The organism is Frischella sp. Ac48 (assembly GCF_019641635.1).
GTDB classification, from domain to species: domain Bacteria; phylum Pseudomonadota; class Gammaproteobacteria; order Enterobacterales; family Orbaceae; genus Frischella; species Frischella japonica.
In genome coordinates this window covers 58,608-77,412 of record NZ_JAETXP010000003.1, presented here as the reverse complement: position 1 = coordinate 77,412, position 18,805 = coordinate 58,608, and the positions used below count along the sequence as shown (strand labels likewise).

Sequence of the window (18,805 nt, the reverse complement as noted above, 5' to 3'; positions counted from 1 at the left end):
AATCTATCATTTTTATAGTCAATATCTATACAGGCTTAATAAATATAGCGATTTTTATCATTAATTGATTTAAAACGATTGACAGACATCAAGAGATGTCTGCCTTAATAATCATGATGTTATCAGTTTAAAAACAGATTTCATAACATGGTTTGTAAGCAGTACCACCGGGTAATTTCATACGATCTTGAGCAACAAAGCGCCGTAATAATTGATCCAATTGTTGCATGATTTGCGGATCGCCTTGCAGTTTAAATGGACCATATTTTTCAATTTCTTGCATACCAACTTCTTTCACATTACCGGCAACAATACCTGAGAAAGCACGTCGTAAATCTGCCGCTAATTGTTCTATTGGTTGGTCTTTATGAAGATTAAGTGCAGCCATGTTTTGATGACTTGGTTCAAATGGATGTTGTAGGGCCTGATTTACTTTTAATGTCCAGTTAAAACCATAAGCATCACCACTAACTAATCGTGCCGCTTTTACTTGTTTAATACCACTTTTCATAATACGAGCGACTTCTTCAGGAGCATCAATCACAATTTGATAAAGTTTAGTCGCTTGTTCACCTAATGTATTATAAATAAAACTATCAATAGCTTGAAAATAATCACGGCATTCTTTCGGTCCAGTTAGAACTAACGGTAAAGCTTGAGTTTGGTTAGCCGGATCTAACAGTATTCCCAAAATGTATAATAATTCTTCAGCTGTTCCTGGACCACCAGGAAATATCACAATGCCATGTGCCATACGTACAAATGCTTCCAAGCGTTTTTCAATATCTGGCATAATGATTAATTCATTGACTAATGCATTTGGTGGTTCTGCGGCAATAATAGACGGTTCAGTTAGACCCACAAATCGGCTGTCTTTATAACGTTGTTGCGCATGACCCACCGCGGCACCTTTCATCGGTGCCTCCATGATTCCTGGGCCACAGCCAGTACAGATATTGAGCTCGCGTAAACCGAGTTGCATACCAACTTGACGCGCATAATAGTATTCCGTTTCGTTAATGGAATGTCCCCCCCAGCAGACAACCATATTAGGATCTTCGCCAACATGAAGGGCATTGGCATTACGTAAAATAGCAAAAACTAAGTTGGTAATGTAATAAGTATCATGCTCTTTTTTCATTTCGTCAGGTAATAAACCTTTGATAGATACAATTTGACTGTTAACAAATAAAATATCACGTAATACAGCAAAAAGATTAGCCTGAATGGAACGAATAATTTTATTATCAACAAATGCACTTTGAGGAGGATCGATCAGTTCGAGTTTAACTCCGCGTTCATTAGTAATGACATTAATTTCGAATGATAAAAACTGTTCCAATAATTGTTTAGTATTATCTGTTTTGCTTCCAGCATTAAGCGTTGCCAAAGAACAATTGCGAAACAATTGATATAATTCACTGCTGGCAGAACGTTTTAATGTATTGACTTCAATTTGTGACAACAGATCCATGGATCCTAAAGGACTAATTTGAGTAATCACAACTACCTCGTTTATTTTAAAATTATTCTTTCTGATTCAAATTGGTGTTGAAATGGCTACTACCGTTTATTATGATTTTAAGCTGGTAATTTTTCGCTACACTATCTATAGTTAACTAAGCATAGCTAATTTAGCATTAAAACTAAAGGTATTATTTAGTCAATATGAATATTATAACAAAACCATCAACCGCACTTGAGCAATTTACGCAACGTTACGTTGAACTATGGCAAGCTACCTATCAACACGATCCTAAAAGTGAGGCGCTATATGATATGCCATCACCTTGTATCACTGAAACAAAAGGTTCGGTGGTATTTTGGCGCCCTGTAGCAGCTGAAGGAAAGTCATTAACCATTGTTGAGCAGGTTATCAATATCACGTTACATCCTGACGCACATTATTTTTATCAAACGCAATATGCTGGTGATATGCAAGCGGTGTTTAATGATGTGTCATTGAGTTTAATTCAAGTATGGAATGATGAGGATTTTGCTCGTTTAGAACAACACTTGATTGCTCATCTGACTATGCAAAAAAAACTTAAACGTCGACCATCGGTATTTATTGCTTCAACGAATGATGATACTGAAATTATATCTATCGACAATCAAACGGGTAATATTTTATTGGAAAGATTAATTGATAATAAAAATACGCTGCTAGCAGATAATTTAATTGAATTTTTAGCGCAGCTAAAACCTATTGCTCAATTGGATTTTTCAAGCGTATAATAATTAGCTCAATATAAAAATAACTATTGAGGTTCGCATGTTCGAGAGTTTAGTCAAAGCACCAGCCGATCCTATACTGGGATTAGCTGACATTTTTAGAGCAGATGAGCGTATTAATAAAATTAATCTAAGTGTTGGTATTTATAAAGATGAAAATACCTTAACACCAGTGTTAAATAGCGTTAAAAAAGCAGAAACTTATTTACTAAAAAACGAACAGAGCAAAACCTATTTACCTATAGACGGTTTAGCGACATTTAATCTTGCAACCCAACAGCTAATTCTTGGCAACGATAGCCAACTAATTCAAGAAAATAGAGTCAAAACGGCACAAGCACCAGGAGGAACAGCCGCTTTAAGAATCATGGCCGAATTCTTAGCCAGTAAAATTAAAGTTAAACACATATGGGTAAGTAATCCAACTTGGCCTAATCATCGTAATGTTTTTCAGACTGCCGGTTTGAAAGTTAAAGAATATCGTTATTACGATCCCAAGAATCACGATATTAATTTTGATGCATTTATTGCAGATTTAAATCGTATTCCGCAAGGTGATGCTGTACTTTTCCATGGTTGTTGTCATAATCCTACAGGCATTGATCCAACACTTGAACAATGGCAAATCATTTTAGATATTGCGATAAAAAAACGTTGGTTACCGCTATTTGATTTAGCTTATCAAGGTTTTGGACAAGGTATTGAAGAAGATGTTTTGGGGGTCAGACTATTTGCCAATAGTTTACCAGAATTATTAATTGCGAGTTCTTATTCAAAAAATTTTGGTTTGTATAATGAACGGGTTGGGGCATTAACCCTCATTGCTGAAAATGCTGAAGTAGCGGATAAAGCATTTAGTCAAGTTAAAACGGTTATTCGAGCAAATTATTCTAATCCACCTTCTCATGGTGGAAATGTTGTTGCTTATATACTCAACAATCCAGAATTAAAAGAAGAATGGATTACCGAGTTGACGGTTATGCGTCAACGTATTCACCGTATGCGACAATTGTTTGTTAAAACTTTACAAGAAAAAGGGACCAAGCAAGATTTTAGTTTTATTGCTAAACAAAATGGCATGTTTTCATTTAGTGGCTTAACAGAACAGCAAGTTCTAACGTTAAGAAATGATTATGGTATTTATATCGTTAATTCTGGTCGAATCAATGTGGCTGGTATGACACTAGATAATATGTCTTTACTGTGTGAATCAATTGTTAACGTTTTGGCTTAGTTAATCATAATGTCGCGCTATTTAATATGATAAATAACGTGGCATTTTCCTTCCGATTTTATTCATTACCTTTTAGAGTGATATATCGCCTCTTAGTTTAAATAATGTAAAATAAAATTATAATTTATTTATTTTATAGCAGGATTTTATGAAAGCAGATCGTGCGGTTGTCGATCAATCTCTTTTTTCATTAAGTTGGCCGATATTTATTGATATTTTCTTACATTTATCGACGTTATTAATTAATACCTATATGATCAGTCGTGTGTCAATAGCGATGTTGGCAGCAACAACGGTCGCTAATCAATTTTTTGATATTTTTATTCCGATCTTCAACTTTATTGGCATTGGTTGTAGCGTTGTTGTGGCTCAATATTTAGGGGCTAAAAATTATCAGCAGGCCCGCCATGCTATTCATTTATCAATAGCATTCAATTTAATTATTGGTTTACTTTGTTATCTATTTATTTCACTGTTTGGTTATCAAGTATTAAAAACCATGAATACTCCAAACTCAATTTTAGATTTAAGTTTTGAATATTTTCATATTTTAGGGGTCTGCTTATTTTTTGAAGCAATTGTCATTATTATGGCTTCGTGTATTCGAGTATATGGTTATTCTCAAGCCGTGATGTATGTTTCTTTAATTATGAATATTATTACGGTCTCCGGTAATTTTCTTGTCCTTTATGGTTATTGGGGATTTCCTCAATGGGGATTAGTCGGGGTTGCTTGGTCGACCGTCTTGGGACGAGTGATAGGAGTGTTGTTACTCACATTTATAATGTTATATCATTTAAAGATTAAAGCGGAATTGAGGCTCTTTATTCATTGGAATAAGACTGTATTAAAACAAATTTTAAAAATTGGTTTACCGTCAGCTGGTGAAAATTTGTCATGGACCGGACAAGTGCTTGTTATGACAGCTTTCATTGGGTTAATGGGCGAAACCACTTTAGCTGCTCAAGCACTTTATTTACAGCTAGCCTATTTTATGATGCTGTTTGCTATTGCAATCGGTGTGGGTAATGAGATTATCGTTGGCCATCTGGTTGGTGCAAGAAAATTTGAGCAAGCGTATAAGCAAACTTTTAGCAGCCTGAAACTTGGTATTATTGTTACGGCGATTGTGGTAATCCCCTTTTTCTTATTTAGGGAAACCATTGTTGCTGGTTTTACGAATAATAGTGATGTGATGACAATTTTATTGCCAATCTTTATTTTATCGCTATTTTTGGAACCAGGACGAACACAAAATATTATTATGGTTAATGCGTTAAGAGCAACGGGAGATGCGCGTTTTCCGTTTTATATGGCATTAATCTTTATGTGGGGTGTTGCGATTCCAATTGGCTATTATTTAGGTATTACATTACAAATGGGTTTACTTGGGATCTGGATCGGCTTTGCTTGTGACGAATGGTTACGAGGATTAGCTAATGCTTGGCGTTGGAAGTCTAAACAATGGCAATCAAAAAGTTTAGATCTTAATCATGATTAATTGTTAACACTTATAGGTATGAATGTTGATGCGCTAATTCACTCACATTCATACCCTTTTATAAAAATTGATAACCATGAAATATCAAACCATGATATAACAATATATCATGGTGAAACACAAATACCTTGAGCATCATTGCTATCTTGAGATATGTAGATATCACCAGTATTTGTACCAACAGTATATCTTAATATTTGATCATTATCTTTTTTAAAATCTGCGGTCCAAAATTTAGTTACCAGCACATCATTAGTGTATATGGTGCTTAACATTTTCCCCCATTCAGCTAATAACCCACCGCCAATGATTCTTTGATAATTATTAGGTTGATCAGCAAGTCCATTATTCCATTCGATGGGTTCATAACTATTATTCGCATTAGTTAATTCTAATACACCAGGGACACGATAACCTAAATCGTTACAGTATTGTTCCGCTTCAGAATAGTAAATGCCAGGAATAGGTCTCGTGCCTGTATTTTCTACTGGCTTAACAATAAACCACTTATTAATTTTAAATGTATAAATAACTTTAGTTTGTTCCTGATTGGCATAAATGGTGAAAGTCGTAGGGGTGAATTTAGCTTGTTGAGCTGTAGCACCATCACTTGGTCCGAGGATTTCAATCTTTGCAACATTACGGCTTTCTGATGCACTACTAATAATTAAACTTAATTTAGAATCACTTGGTTGTTTGCTATATGAGATATCACTTACCTGCGATACAGCCATTGTTAAAGTAAAAAAATTTCCTTTACTCGCGATGGTAGGAAAATTTCTAGAAGGGGTATTCAAATCTTGGAGAAAAAATCCTTTGCTAAAATCCCATTGATTACTTGGGCCATTATAATTACTATTATTTGCAGGACCACCATTTGATAATAAGTAGGGTGCGGCCCAACAAGCATAAGGTTGCGCTTTATGACGGATATAAAATGTAACCGGTTTAATCATAAATGAAGTGGAATTAGGTACGCCATATTTGGTCATTAATTTGCCAGAGGTATTGGTTAAAATAATACGATAATAATCTGAATTACATGGGACGAATGGGTCTGTCCGTTTAATCAACCAACCATTTTCATCACGTATTTCAAGCCGCAAATTACCTTGTGCAGAAATTTCATCATTATTTTTACCATCACCTTCATCATCATCCCAATAGGAATAGGGAGGACGCACTAACGCATCTAAACTTATCGTTTGACTACCGTCTCTCGAAAAAGGAGCATCTACCGGCACGGGTAAAAAAATATCAGTAAAAGTACTAATTGATGGTGGTACTTCAATTGGTTCATCCAGCGATGATGTGTTGTTGGCACCTGTATAGATAATCATTTGATCGTCGTGATTAAAACTCATCCATAACAAATCATCAGTGGTAGTAATTTTATGTTTTCCTTTATCAAAGGTAAAATAAGGCGCTGTACCTTGTATACTATTGGCAGATTGTGCCGTAAGTGCTGCTTCAGCTAAACTAGATACCATTAAAAACAGTAAGCAAAATTTAGACGTTGTTGATAATACATGATCCTTTCGAGAGGTTACAAAATCCCTTTGTGTAATTGCAAAAAACTTAAATGGATTTGATCGTAAATTGGCAGTTTTTTTTGTACAAAAATGGCCAAGCCGATGCGATATATACTTCAAAGAAATATTATTATAGCAACTCATCGTAAGATTTCCCCTTTCTGATTATTAGAAATAATTATAGCATATTTTTCATTTATCTCACGTTTAATTTTAATGTAACATTATAAATTATAATAATTTTTTGCGCGTTTTGGTTTTGCAAAATTAAAAAATAATAGAAGTTTATTTTTCTGTAAAATAATTATTTTAATAAGTGGTACTATTAACAAAACCCGATAAATAAGCTTAATAAAACAGCTTTTATCTATTTTATAAACGGTTTTTTGTAGAAGCGTTTGGATCATGATTTATGGTAAATTATTATTTCGTGTGATTGGTTAAAATCACATTTACTTATGATAGGTAACAAACTAAATTAGTATAAATGTGGTAATATAGTGCTTTGCGTTCTCTTCTTGTATTGTTATGTTAATAGCCAAAGTTGTATTACCCATTCGTTTACATCAGATTTTTGACTATATTGTGCCTGATGTGCTGGTGAAAACCATTGGTATTGGACAACGCGTGCAAGTGCCTTTTGGTCGACGGCAAGCAATTGGTATCGTCGTTGAATTGTGTCATAACAGTCAATTTGCGTCAGATAAACTAAAATCAATTCATCTATTACTTGATGAGCAACCGTTATATTCAGCCAAATTATGGCAATTCTTAAAGCGGGCCGCTGATTATTACCATTATCCATTGGGGGAAGTATTATTTCATGCTTTGCCCATTTTACTTCGTCAAGGGAGACCTGCCACTTTGGCAGAAACATGGGTATGGCAATTAACCCAAAAAGGGACAATATTTGATTATCGTAATTTAACACGTTCCCATAAACAACAAGCCTTATTGAAATTAATGCAATCTGGTGGAAAAATCGATAATTCAGATTTTTCACCGACCATTTTTAAGGCATTACAAGCAAAAAAACTAATCGAAAAAGTTGCAGTATTACCCGTAAGACACCATTGGCATATGGATATTGTAGCTCAACAACCAGCCTTTCAGCTCAATGCGCAGCAGCTTAATGCTATAGCGAGTATCGAACAACATCTTACTCAATTTGCCGTTTATTTATTAGAAGGGGTGACTGGTTCCGGGAAAACTGAAGTTTATTTACAGTCAATTCAATCAGTGATTTGTAAGGGACAACAAGTACTTGTATTAGTTCCGGAAATCGGTCTTACTCCCCAAACAATAAAACGTTTTAAGCAACGATTCAATGTGCCGATGGTAGTGCTTCATTCGGCAATGAGTGAAAAAGCGCGCTTAGCGGCCTGGCTGCAATGTCGTTGTGGTGATATTGCGATTGTGATTGGTACGCGTTCGGCGTTATTCACACCATTTCGTGATCTCGGTATGATTATTGTTGATGAAGAACATGACACATCCTTTAAACAACAAGAGGGTTGGCGTTATCATGCGCGTGATTTAGCGATATTACGAGCCAAAATAGAGAATATACCTATCGTATTAGGTTCGGCAACCCCATCTTTAGAAACATTAAATAATGCTGAAAGTAAGCGATATCATCATTTATTATTGACTGAAAGAGCCGGTGAAGCAGAGCTGGCTAAGCAGACCATTTTAGATATTAAAGGGTTAGTATTAGCGGCAGGCTTATCGCAACCACTTATTGCTAAAATTAATCAACATTTAGCAAATGATAATCAAGTGATGCTTTTTTTAAATCGCCGAGGATTTGCTCCATTGTTGATATGTCATGATTGTGGTTGGATTGCAGAGTGCCCACGGTGTGATAAACCTTTTACTTATCATCAGAACCAAAATAAATTAATTTGTCATTATTGTGATACACCACGAGCTATTCCAGATCAATGTCCCAAATGTGGTTCAACCCATTTGGTTCCTATTGGATTTGGTACTGAACAGTTGGAGAAACAACTAAATATACTCTTTCCTGGTATTCCTGTTAGTCGCATTGATCGCGATTCAATTAGTAAAAAAGGGTGCTTGGATCATTACCTGCAAGCTATTCACCAAGGGGGAAGACATATTTTAGTGGGAACCCAAATTCTCGCTAAAGGTCATCATTTTCCTGATGTAACGTTAGTTGGTATTGTGGATGTTGATGGTGCTTTATTTTCCAGTGATTTTCGTGCTACCGAACGGTTTGCGCAAATCTATACCCAAGTATCTGGACGTGCTGGACGAGAAAATAAAACTGGCGAGGTGATTTTACAGACGTATCACCCTGAGCATCCGTTACTGAATATCTTATTACATGAAGGTTATCCCGCTTTTGCTAAGCAAACCTTAGTCGAAAGAAAAAACACATTTTTACCACCGTTTAGCTATCAGGTATTAATTCATGCCGCTGATCGCAATAATCAATATGCACCACAATTATTACAAAAAGTTGCCATGTGGCTAAATGATCATTACCCAGATCCTGATTTGTGGTTACTGGGGCCAAACCAAGCTAATCAAGCCAAAAAAGCCGGTTATTTTCGTTGGCAGTTATTACTACAACATAGTCAACGCAGTAAATTACAAATCCTGCTAAATGAATTGGTTTTAATGATTGAACAATTGCCAGAAGCCAAAAATACCCGTTGGAGTATTGATGTAGATCCGATTGAAGGTTGGTAAACAGACTAAATAACCATTGTTTATTATTACTCAACTAGCAAAATCATTAAATTTTTATCATAAAAAAACCCACTATATAATAGTGGGTTGGTAGCCTCAAGATGCTTAGTGGATTATAAAACATCTACTGCATTTAATTCTTTAAATGCTAATTCTAATCGAGCGATAAGAGATTCTTCACCTTTACGTAACCATACACGTGGATCGTAGTATTTTTTGTTTGGTGAATCAGGACCTTCTGGATTACCTAATTGGCCTTGTAAGTAACTTTCGTTAGCTTTATAGTATTTTAAAATACCTTCCCAGTTAGCCCATTGTGTATCTGTATCAATATTCATTTTTACTACACCATATTTAACTGCTTCGGCAATTTCTTCTGGAGTCGAGCCAGAACCACCATGGAATACAAAGTTCAAGGATTTTTCTGGTAGGTCGAATTTTTCTGATACGTATTTTTGTGAGTTATCGAGAATTTTTGGTGTTAATTTAACATTACCTGGTTTGTAAACACCATGAACATTACCAAATGCAGCAGCTATAGTAAAACGAGGACTGATTTCATTTAAACGTTCGTAAGCATATGCTACATCTTCTGGTTGGGTATAAAGCGCAGAACTATCCATATGGCTGTTATCAACACCATCTTCTTCACCACCAGTACAACCTAATTCAAGTTCTAATGTCATACCGATTGCTTTCATGCGCGCAAGATATTGACAGCATAGATCAATATTGTCTTTTAAAGATTCTTCGGATAAATCGATCATATGCGAAGAAAACAGTGGTTTACCGGTACGGGCAAAATGTGCTTCGCCCGCATCAAGTAATCCATCAACCCAAGGTAGTAATTTTTTAGCACAATGGTCAGTATGTACTAAAACAGGTACACCGTATTTTTCAGCGATCAAATGAACATGCTTAGCACCTGAAATTGCACCTAATACAGCACTTTCTTGACCTTCTAATTTTAATCCTTTACCGGCCATAAATTGTGCACCACCGTTAGAAAATTGTACAACAACCGGAGAGCGAACTTTAGCTGCAGTTTCAATAACAGCATTGATTGTATCAGTGTTGACACAGTTTACAGCAGGTAATGCAAAATTATTTTCTCGTGCTACTTGAAACACTTTCTGAACATCATCACCAGTAATAACACCTGGTTTTACTACATCTGAAATTTTTGTCATTATTCTTACCTATAGATTTTATAAAAAGTAAAGGATGAGTCATTTCTCATCCTTGGTAACTATGTTAAAGTTAATTATTTGCCTCTTGCTTCCAACATTGCAACAGCTGGCAATTTTTTACCTTCCACAAATTCAAGGAAAGCGCCGCCGCCAGTAGAAATATACGAGATTTTATCTTCGATACCAAATAAATCGATCGCAGCTAATGTATCACCACCGCCGGCAATAGAGAAACCTGCACTATCGGCAATCGCATTGGCAACAATTTCAGTACCGCGACGGAAGTTAGGGAACTCAAATACACCCACAGGACCATTCCAAAGGATTGTTTTAGCATTTTTAATGATTTTAGCCAATTCTTCAGCAGAAGCATCACCAATATCAAGAATTTGCTCATTACTCTGCACATCTTTTACCGATTTTAATGTTGCTGTTGCTGTTTCACTAAATTCAGTGGCAACGCGAACATCGGTTGGAACCGGGATAGTGCAATTTTGCATAAGTTTTTTTGCTTCAGGAATTAAATCGGCTTCATATAATGATTTACCAACATTATATCCTTCAGCAGCGATGAAAGTATTGGCGATACCACCACCAACAATAATTTGGTCAGCAATTTTTGATAAAGAATCAAGTACGGTTAATTTAGTTGATACTTTAGAACCCGCTACAATCGCTACCATTGGGCGCGCTGGATTATCTAATGCTTTACCTAACGCGTCTAATTCAGCAGAAAGTAATGGACCCGCGCAAGATACGGGAGCAAAGCGACCTACACCATGAGTGGATGCTTGAGCGCGGTGAGCTGTACCAAACGCGTCCATAACATAAATATCACATAATGCTGCATATTTTTTAGATAGTGCTTCATCGTCTTTACCTTCGCCTTTATTAAAACGAACGTTTTCTAATACAACTAATTCACCTTCTTTGACATCTACGCCATCAAGATAATCTTTTACTAAGCGGACAGGAAAACTAACGTGAGCCTTTAGATAATCAACAACAGGTTGAAGTGAAAATTCAGGATTATATTCACCTTCTGTAGGGCGACCAATGTGTGATGTTACCATCACTTTCGCCCCTTGTTTAATGGCGTCTTCAATGGTTGGCAGTGATGCACGGATACGTGCATCGGAAGTGACTTTACCGTCTTTTACCGGGACATTAAGGTCAGAACGGATAAAAACACGTTTACCTTTAAGATCAAGATCCTTCATTCTAATAATTGCCATGAAACTTCCCCTTTCTAAAATTTATAATTCAAAAAAACTGTGCGCTATTTTATCATAAAAAAGTTTACTAAGGATAAATTAAAAATGGATTTAACAAAAATTTCTTGTTGACAAAATAGCTTAAATAAGGCATATTTTTCCGCCTTAATGATAATTATGTTTTAATTAGTTAAACTAATTTTGGGAGTTGACCTTGGCTAATATTAAATCAGCTAAGAAGCGTGCAGTTAAATCTGAAAAACGCCGTAAACACAACGCAAGTCGTCGTTCAATGATGCGTACTTATATCAAGAAAGTATACGCAGCTATCGCAGCTGGTGATAAAGAATCAGCGCAAGTAGCATTTAAAGACATGCAAGTTGTTGTTGATCGTCAGGCGGCTCGTGGTTTAATCCACAAGAATAAAGCTGCACGTCATAAAGCAAGCTTAACAAAACAGATCAGCGCATTAGCTTAAATCTGTTAATGACGTAAAAGCACAGATTTTTGTGCTTTTAGACATTTTGTTTAAATCTAAATAAAAGTGGTGTAAACCACTTTTTTTATTTGTACATTATACAATCTATTTAAATGAAGCGTATTAAGAGAGCAAAATTGTGGCACAACGTGATTATGTCAAAAAAAGTACCAGAAAAAAAAGTAAGGCTAAGTCCAGTAATAAATCACGTAAAATACCTAATATTTTAGTGGTATTAGTTTCTCTTTTGGTCATTTTATTTGTGGCTATTTTGTATTTTGTTTCCTCAAATAACAGTAATAAACCGACTCCCCCGATAAAAAAAATTACTGAAAAACCACAATTCACTTTACCAAGTAAACCAGAAGAACGTTGGACTTATTTGAAAGAGTTAGAGAAAGCCGAAAATCATCAATTATCTATTCAACAGCAACAAATAAAACAGCAACAAAATCAAGAACGTCAGCAAATTCTCGATCATTTTATAAATGATAGTGCTAATATGATGACCAACCCAGCAACCCAGTTAAATAATTGGATTTTACAATGCGGTGCTTTCAAAGATAAAGACAATGCTGAAACTGCAAAAGCAAAATTAGCGATGTTTGGTGTGACAGCAACCATTGTTAACGATAAATTATATCGGGTAATGGTTGATGGATCCTATTCAAAAACGGAAGCTGAAAGTATTAAAACGCGTTTAGAAAGTAATGGAATATCAGACTGTATTTTATCTCCAAAATAATTGCTTGAGGAAGATCAATGAAGCTGATTAAATTGAATTTAAGTCATACAACCAAAGATGCTCAAACCTTTATAAATATTTTATTACAACATATTATCCGTGATCGACTGACCACTTCTGCAGCAAGTTTGGCTTATACTACCATTTTATCGTTGATTCCTTTAATTACCGTTATCTTTTCATTACTTTCTGCCTTTCCTATTTTTGATAAAGTAAGTGGCAATGTTAAAACTTATATTTATAACAATTTAGCTCCTACGGCTAGTGACACATTGGTTCCTTATTTTGAGCAATTTATTGCCAATACTAATCGGATGACGGTATTTGGCATTATTGGTTTAATCGTTACATCTTTATTATTAATCCGTTCAATTGATAGTGCATTAAATTTTATTTGGCGAACCAAGCGTCGTCGTTCAATTATGTATAACTTAACCATGTATTGGACGGTATTGACACTCGGTCCAATTTTGATAGGAGCTAGTGTTGCGATCAGTTCGTATATTTTTTCTACAAAATGGCTAAGTGATTCAACGGTGAGTTCAATTTTCCTTAATTCTCTTCCTTTCATTATTTCGGTGGTGGGGTTCTGGTTACTTTATTGTATTGTACCGACAGAAGCAGTACCGGTTATTGAATCGGTGTGTGGCGCAGTGTTAGCTGCGATCTTGTTTGAGTTAGGTAAACGGGCATTTACCCTGTATGTAACGTCATTCCCAACTTATCAACTAATTTATGGTGTGTTATCGTCAATACCACTGTTATTAATTTGGATTTACTTTTCATGGTGTATCATTTTGTTTGGTGCTGAATTTGCTGCTTCATTAGCAGAATATAATAATCATCGTAAAAGCAATCTCGCATTAAAAGAAGATAATTAATAGGATAGATTATGATCGCTTTAATACAACGTGTAAAACAAGCCAGTGTTGATGTCACTGGACAAACTGTCGGCCAAATTGAACAGGGTTTATTAATCTTACTCGGGGTTGAACAAGGCGATGATGAAGAAACAACACAGCGATTATGTGATAAGGTGCTAGGGTATCGTATTTTTAGTGATGAAAACGGTAAAATGAATCTTAATATTCAACAGGTAAATGGTAGTGTTTTAGTCGTTTCTCAGTTTACATTAGCCGCTGATACCAAAAAAGGTATGCGACCAAGTTTTACCAAAGGTGCTAAGCCTGAAGACGCGAAGCGTTTATATGAGTATTTTGTCTCATTATGTCAATTACGTATTCCGACACAAACAGGAATTTTTGCCGCTGATATGCAAATTTCACTCATTAATGATGGTCCTGTCACTTTTTGGTTACAAATCTAACCATTTATTGCATGTATAACATGGCTTCGTGACAAATATTTTTGTTAATGAAGTGGTGATTCTCTTTTATTTTTATGTAAAAGGCGTATCTTATTAATCACTTAATTAACCAATTGTTTGATTAGTCTTGCTCGCTTTAATTGTAATTGTCATAAATAAAGAGCCGTTTAATCAAACATTCTGATTTTGATGAATAAATTAACATGAAGTGGCATAATATTAGTATCATTCAGATCGGCAGTGCGGTTAAAGCTGCCTGTATCACGACCCCATATAACAAACAACGTTTATTAAAAGATATTATTGCTGGTATTACCGTTGGTATTATCGCGATTCCTTTATCAATGGCACTCGCAATTGCAAGTGGTGTTGCACCACAACATGGTCTGTATACCGCTATTATCGCTGGGATTGTCATCGCCTTAACGGGGGGATCACGATTTAGTATTTCAGGTCCCACTGCGGCTTTTGTGGTTATTCTTTATCCTGTTGCAATGCAATATGGTTTATCTGGATTATTAATTGCTACACTGTTATCCGGCATATTTCTCATCTTAATGGGGATCATTCGCTTAGGGCGGTTGATTGAATATATCCCGTTACCTGTTGTCCTAGGTTTTACCTGCGGAATTGGTATAACTATAGCCACAATGCAGATAAAAGATCTGTTTGGTTTGAACATTGAACATATGCCGGAGAGTTATATTGGCAAAGTGACAGCTATAGCTACAGCTTTTCCCACCTTACAATTCACAGATTTACTTGTCGGTATATCAACCTTAGTAATTTTGATTATTTGGCCAAAATTGAGGCTCAAATTTCCTGGTCATTTACCGGCTATTTTAGTTGGTGTTGTTGTCATGCTTTTTTTACAGCAATTTGGTTTATCAGTAGAAACCATTGGTTCGCGTTTTAGTTATACTCTTCCTGATGGTACTATTGGACATGGTATTCCAGCGGTATTACCTGAATTTATTTTACCGTGGCAATCAGCCGAGTTACATTGGGATTGGGCGGTATTTTCGGCATTAGTACCTATTGGCTTAACCATGGCAATGCTATGTGCAATAGAATCCTTATTGTGTGCAGTTGTGCTAGATGAAATGACGCATACTAAGCACAATTCAAATAGTGAATTAATTGGTCAGGGAATAGGTAATATTCTTGCGCCGTTTTTTGGTGGTATTTCTGCAACAGCGGCTATTGCTCGTTCTGCTGCAAATGTGAAAGCTGGCGCCACATCACCACTTTCATCTTGTTTTCATGCGATTGTTGTATTATTAGCATTAATAAGCTTTGCCCCGATTTTATCCTACTTGCCATTATCGGCGATGGCGGCATTGTTATTAATTGTGGCCTGGAACATGAGTGAAGCTAAACGAATGGTCTATATTTTAAAACGTGCACCTAAAGATGACATTATTATTATGTTAATTTGTATGTCGTTAACAGTGCTTTTTGATATGGTGATTGCTATCACGTTTGGAATTGTGTTAGCGTCATTACTATTTATGCGTCGTATTTCGCGCATGACAAGATTAGTCGAGTCACCATTAAGTACCGAAGAAACGTTAATTGTACGTATCAATGGGCCACTGTTTTTTGCCGCCGCAGAAAAGATATTTTTAGAATTATATAATCGTATTAATGGTTATAAACATATCGTGTTACAGTGGGATGCCGTACCATTACTTGATGCTGGTGGTCTCAATGCGTTGACGCATTTTATTGATGCATTACCTGCTGATGTTGATTTATCTATTGCTGAACTACAGTTTCAGCCATTAAAAACATTGGCCCGTGCTAAATTACTGCCAATAGAAAATAAACTCGCATTCTACTCTACGTTAAGTGAGGCATTAACAGATAAACTTAATCGTGAAGAATAGCAAAAAAATTCATGGCTTATTAGTGGTAAATGCGACAATCAAGTTGGGATAATCGGTAAAATCATTTACAACCCAGAATTAATCGGTTATCCTTGCCTTGGAAATCAACTAGACAATCGCTGCTTTATTGTTGTCCTTTTGGGGAGACAAATAAAGGGGAGGAAAGTCCGGGCTCCATAGGGCAGAGTGCCAGGTAACGCCTGGGGGATTTTTGTGTGAACGAAAATTCACGACAAGTGCAACAGAGAGTATACCGCCGATGGCTTATTGAATTAAGATCAGGTAAGGGTGAAAGGGTGCGGTAAGAGCGCACCGCACAATGGGCAACCGTTGTGGCATGGTAAACTCCACTCGGAGCAAGGTCAAATAGGGATTCATTGGCGCGGCCCGCGTTGAATCCGGGTAGACTGCTTGAGCTAATGCGTGAGCATTAGCCTAGATGAATGATTGTCCTCGACAGAACCCGGCTTATCGGTTGATTTCTTTTTAATTCTTATCTTTATTTACACTGGTTTGTGACGATTTCTTATTGGCTAACCAACGTTTCAATGCCATCCAAGCCGAGAATATTAATCCCATAACTAATAAAAATACTGGAATCAACATCAGCAATGACATAATTTGCTTTTCATAATCTTTGAAAAAAGGTGAATTACCAAATAGATAGCCAAGGGTCACAATTAATGAAATCCATAACGTTGCACTGATCCAGTTATAAATATGAAACTTTTTACTGTGTAAACCGGATAAGCCTGCCATCATTGGTAATAAAGTTCTGACAAATGCGATAAAGCGACCAATAAATAATGCTTGTAAGCCATATTTATGGAATAAAACTTCTGATTTTTGATGATATTTTTCTGGTAAATGTTCCATCCAACTTTTGACGATTTTAGTATTACCTAGCCATCGACCTTGAATGTAACCTAACCAAGTGCCAAACGCTGCACCAGAGATCAAAATCACATTGATTAAACCAAAATGAAAGACATCTTGGCTAATTAATACACCGGTTAAAAATAATAAACTATCACCGGGTAAAAAAGCAGCTGGTAAGATTCCATTTTCTAATAGAATGATCATAAACAACATACCATACAATATCCATAACACATTGGGATTAGATAGGGTTGCATAGTCCAAATTAACAAAGGCACTATAGAGTGTAACGATTGTTTCCATTAATTTTATTTCCCTCCAAAATACATACTAAATAAATTTTATTACTTTATTGTGCCACCTACTGTCAAATGATCAACTTTTAGCGTCGGTTGACCGACACCGACAGGAACACTTTGTCCATCTTTACCACACATGCCAACCCCCATATCTAATGTCATATCATTACCAACCATTGATATGTTTTGCATCGTTTCAATACCTGAACCAATTAATGTTGCACCTTTTATCGGTTTAGTTATTTTACCTTTTTCGATCAAATACGCTTCTGATGTTGAAAACACGAACTTACCGGAAGTAATATCAACCTGCCCACCCGCTAAACCAGGCGCATATATACCACGATCAACACTGTTAATTATTTCATCAAAGCTTGATTGACCCCCAAGCATATAAGTGTTAGTCATCCGTGGCATTGGTAAATAAGCATAGCCTTCACGGCGACCATTTCCTGTCGATGAAGTTTCCATCAATTTAGCATTAAGTTTATCAAACATATAACCTTTTAATATGCCGTTCTCAATTAATACCGTACGTTGACCCAAGGTACCTTCATCATCAATTGTTAATGAACCACGACGATCTTTAATTGTTGCATCATCTACAATAGTGCATAATTCTGAAGTAACAAGTTGACCAATTTTGCCACTAAATACCGAAGATTGTTTACGATTGAAATCACCTTCTAGACCGTGTCCAACCGCTTCATGAAGTAGTACTGCTGGCCAGCCAGCACCCAATACGACTGGCATTGAGCCCGCCGGTGCAGATTCAGCCGATAAAGCAATTAATGCTAATCTAACGGCTTCTTTGGTATAACTATCAACTTGACTGTCGCCTGTTTTTGGGTTGATTGAAAAGAAATAATCATAACCAAAACGTCCGCCACCGCCACTTGTGCCACGTTCGCGAATGTTATCTTGTTCGACTAACACCGAAATTGATAATCGAACTAACGGACGAGTATCGGCTGCGAAGGTGCCATCCGTAGCCGCAATTAGCACATCTTCGTAACTCCCCACTAAGGTGGCAACCACATCAATGACACGATGGTCAAGGGAACGAGCTAATCGATCGATATGTTGGAGTAATGCAATCTTTACTTCTTGTTTGGTATTGTTGATCGGATTTATGTTGGTATAAATTGGGACAATTTTACTCGATTTTAATGGGGTTACATGTAACGGGATTGTCGTTTTAGTAATACTTTGCGCTGCAATGGCACTTTGTTGTAATTTTGCCATTGATATTTGATCTGTGTAAGCAAATCCGGTTTTTTCACCAGATATTGCTCGTACGCCCACCCCTTGATCCTGATGAAAATTAGCGCTTTTAATAATCTTATCTTCCAATGTCCAACTTTCATAGTAACCGGATGAGAAATATAAATCACTATAATCAATTTGCCTGCCGGCTAAGATATCCAATAAATTTGCGATATCATTTTGCTTAAGATTATTAGCCGTAAGCAGGCGATCACTAACTTCTGTTAAAATCATATATATCCTATAATCGATTTAATCATTAATAACTCTTGCTCATAGATGACATTAGATGGTTAAT

At 36.1% G+C, this 18,805-nt stretch carries 15 protein-coding genes and 1 other RNA gene; 10 read left to right on the top strand and 6 right to left on the bottom strand.

The window, feature by feature from the left end:
• Positions 1-127 precede the first annotated feature (127 nt).
• Positions 128-1,504, bottom strand: a complete 1,377-nt coding sequence (gene ppnN, locus JMI89_RS02790; protein ID WP_220679279.1) for a nucleotide 5'-monophosphate nucleosidase PpnN — start codon at positions 1,502-1,504, stop codon at positions 128-130.
• A 164-nt stretch (positions 1,505-1,668) separates the two neighbouring features.
• Between ppnN and syd the strand changes: the two genes are divergently transcribed.
• From syd to JMI89_RS02775, 3 genes are all read left to right on the top strand, one after another.
• A complete protein-coding gene (gene syd, locus JMI89_RS02785) occupies positions 1,669-2,238 on the top strand; it encodes a SecY-interacting protein (RefSeq protein ID WP_187756350.1) in 570 nt (189 codons plus the stop codon).
• A 37-nt stretch (positions 2,239-2,275) separates the two neighbouring features.
• Positions 2,276-3,469, top strand: a complete 1,194-nt coding sequence (locus JMI89_RS02780) for an amino acid aminotransferase (RefSeq protein WP_220679278.1) — start codon at positions 2,276-2,278, stop codon at positions 3,467-3,469.
• A gap of 148 nt (positions 3,470-3,617) precedes the next feature.
• On the top strand, positions 3,618-4,970 hold the full coding sequence (locus JMI89_RS02775) for an MATE family efflux transporter (protein WP_220679277.1): 1,353 nt from the start codon (positions 3,618-3,620) through the stop codon (positions 4,968-4,970).
• A 107-nt stretch (positions 4,971-5,077) separates the two neighbouring features.
• On the opposite strand, the gene JMI89_RS02770 is transcribed toward JMI89_RS02775, so the two are convergent.
• Entirely contained in the window at positions 5,078-6,460 is a 1,383-nt protein-coding gene (locus JMI89_RS02770; protein ID WP_187756353.1) for a hypothetical protein, read from the bottom strand.
• A 570-nt stretch (positions 6,461-7,030) separates the two neighbouring features.
• Between JMI89_RS02770 and priA the strand changes: the two genes are divergently transcribed.
• Positions 7,031-9,220, top strand: coding sequence for a primosomal protein N' (gene priA / locus JMI89_RS02765; RefSeq protein WP_187756354.1), 2,190 nt, complete (start codon positions 7,031-7,033; stop codon positions 9,218-9,220).
• Positions 9,221-9,333: 113 nt separating this feature from the next.
• Here the strand turns inward: priA and fbaA are convergent, their stop codons facing one another.
• Positions 9,334-10,410 (bottom strand): class II fructose-bisphosphate aldolase, encoded by a 1,077-nt coding sequence (fbaA, locus tag JMI89_RS02760; RefSeq protein WP_187756355.1) that lies wholly within the window; start codon positions 10,408-10,410, stop codon positions 9,334-9,336.
• Positions 10,411-10,484: 74 nt separating this feature from the next.
• Positions 10,485-11,645 (bottom strand): phosphoglycerate kinase, encoded by a 1,161-nt coding sequence (pgk, locus tag JMI89_RS02755; protein WP_187756356.1) that lies wholly within the window; start codon positions 11,643-11,645, stop codon positions 10,485-10,487.
• Positions 11,646-11,838: 193 nt separating this feature from the next.
• On the opposite strand from pgk, the gene rpsT reads away from it, so the two are divergent.
• From rpsT to rnpB, 6 genes are all read left to right on the top strand, one after another.
• Complete coding sequence (rpsT, locus tag JMI89_RS02750) at positions 11,839-12,102, top strand: 30S ribosomal protein S20 (protein ID WP_220679276.1); 264 nt, start codon at positions 11,839-11,841, stop codon at positions 12,100-12,102.
• Positions 12,103-12,241: 139 nt separating this feature from the next.
• The gene (locus tag JMI89_RS12010; protein WP_220679275.1) at positions 12,242-12,847 is read left to right on the top strand and encodes an SPOR domain-containing protein; all 606 of its coding nucleotides are present in this window, start codon (positions 12,242-12,244) and stop codon (positions 12,845-12,847) included.
• 17 nt (positions 12,848-12,864) lie between these two features.
• Entirely contained in the window at positions 12,865-13,728 is an 864-nt protein-coding gene (locus JMI89_RS02740; protein ID WP_220679274.1) for a virulence factor BrkB family protein, read from the top strand.
• 11 nt (positions 13,729-13,739) lie between these two features.
• Complete coding sequence (gene dtd, locus JMI89_RS02735; protein ID WP_220679273.1) at positions 13,740-14,174, top strand: D-aminoacyl-tRNA deacylase; 435 nt, start codon at positions 13,740-13,742, stop codon at positions 14,172-14,174.
• Between the two features lie 203 nt (positions 14,175-14,377).
• Positions 14,378-16,063: a C4-dicarboxylic acid transporter DauA gene (dauA, locus tag JMI89_RS02730; RefSeq protein WP_220679272.1), complete on the top strand. Its 1,686-nt coding sequence runs from the start codon at positions 14,378-14,380 to the stop codon at positions 16,061-16,063.
• Positions 16,064-16,163: 100 nt separating this feature from the next.
• An RNA gene (gene rnpB, locus JMI89_RS02725) (RNase P RNA component class A) lies at positions 16,164-16,550 on the top strand.
• Here rnpB and JMI89_RS02720 read toward each other — a convergent pair.
• The gene (locus JMI89_RS02720; RefSeq protein WP_187756362.1) at positions 16,550-17,245 is read right to left on the bottom strand and encodes a DedA family protein; all 696 of its coding nucleotides are present in this window, start codon (positions 17,243-17,245) and stop codon (positions 16,550-16,552) included. The genes rnpB and JMI89_RS02720 overlap by 1 nt on opposite strands.
• 41 nt (positions 17,246-17,286) lie before the next feature.
• The gene (tldD, locus tag JMI89_RS02715) at positions 17,287-18,741 is read right to left on the bottom strand and encodes a metalloprotease TldD (RefSeq protein ID WP_187756363.1); all 1,455 of its coding nucleotides are present in this window, start codon (positions 18,739-18,741) and stop codon (positions 17,287-17,289) included.
• Between the last annotated feature and the right edge of the window lie 64 nt (positions 18,742-18,805).

Coding starts and splice junctions, on each gene's coding strand:
- JMI89_RS02775 (WP_220679277.1), top strand. CDS start 3,618: ATGAAAGCAGATCGTGCGGTTGTCGATCAATCTCTTTTTTCATTAAGT.
- syd (WP_187756350.1), top strand. CDS start 1,669: ATGAATATTATAACAAAACCATCAACCGCACTTGAGCAATTTACGCAA.
- JMI89_RS02780 (WP_220679278.1), top strand. CDS start 2,276: ATGTTCGAGAGTTTAGTCAAAGCACCAGCCGATCCTATACTGGGATTA.
- JMI89_RS02740 (WP_220679274.1), top strand. CDS start 12,865: ATGAAGCTGATTAAATTGAATTTAAGTCATACAACCAAAGATGCTCAA.
- priA (WP_187756354.1), top strand. CDS start 7,031: ATGTTAATAGCCAAAGTTGTATTACCCATTCGTTTACATCAGATTTTT.
- JMI89_RS02720 (WP_187756362.1), bottom strand. CDS start 17,245: ATGGAAACAATCGTTACACTCTATAGTGCCTTTGTTAATTTGGACTAT.
- dauA (WP_220679272.1), top strand. CDS start 14,378: ATGAAGTGGCATAATATTAGTATCATTCAGATCGGCAGTGCGGTTAAA.
- JMI89_RS02770 (WP_187756353.1), bottom strand. CDS start 6,460: ATGGTATCTAGTTTAGCTGAAGCAGCACTTACGGCACAATCTGCCAAT.
- pgk (WP_187756356.1), bottom strand. CDS start 11,645: ATGGCAATTATTAGAATGAAGGATCTTGATCTTAAAGGTAAACGTGTT.
- fbaA (WP_187756355.1), bottom strand. CDS start 10,410: ATGACAAAAATTTCAGATGTAGTAAAACCAGGTGTTATTACTGGTGAT.
- tldD (WP_187756363.1), bottom strand. CDS start 18,741: ATGATTTTAACAGAAGTTAGTGATCGCCTGCTTACGGCTAATAATCTT.
- dtd (WP_220679273.1), top strand. CDS start 13,740: ATGATCGCTTTAATACAACGTGTAAAACAAGCCAGTGTTGATGTCACT.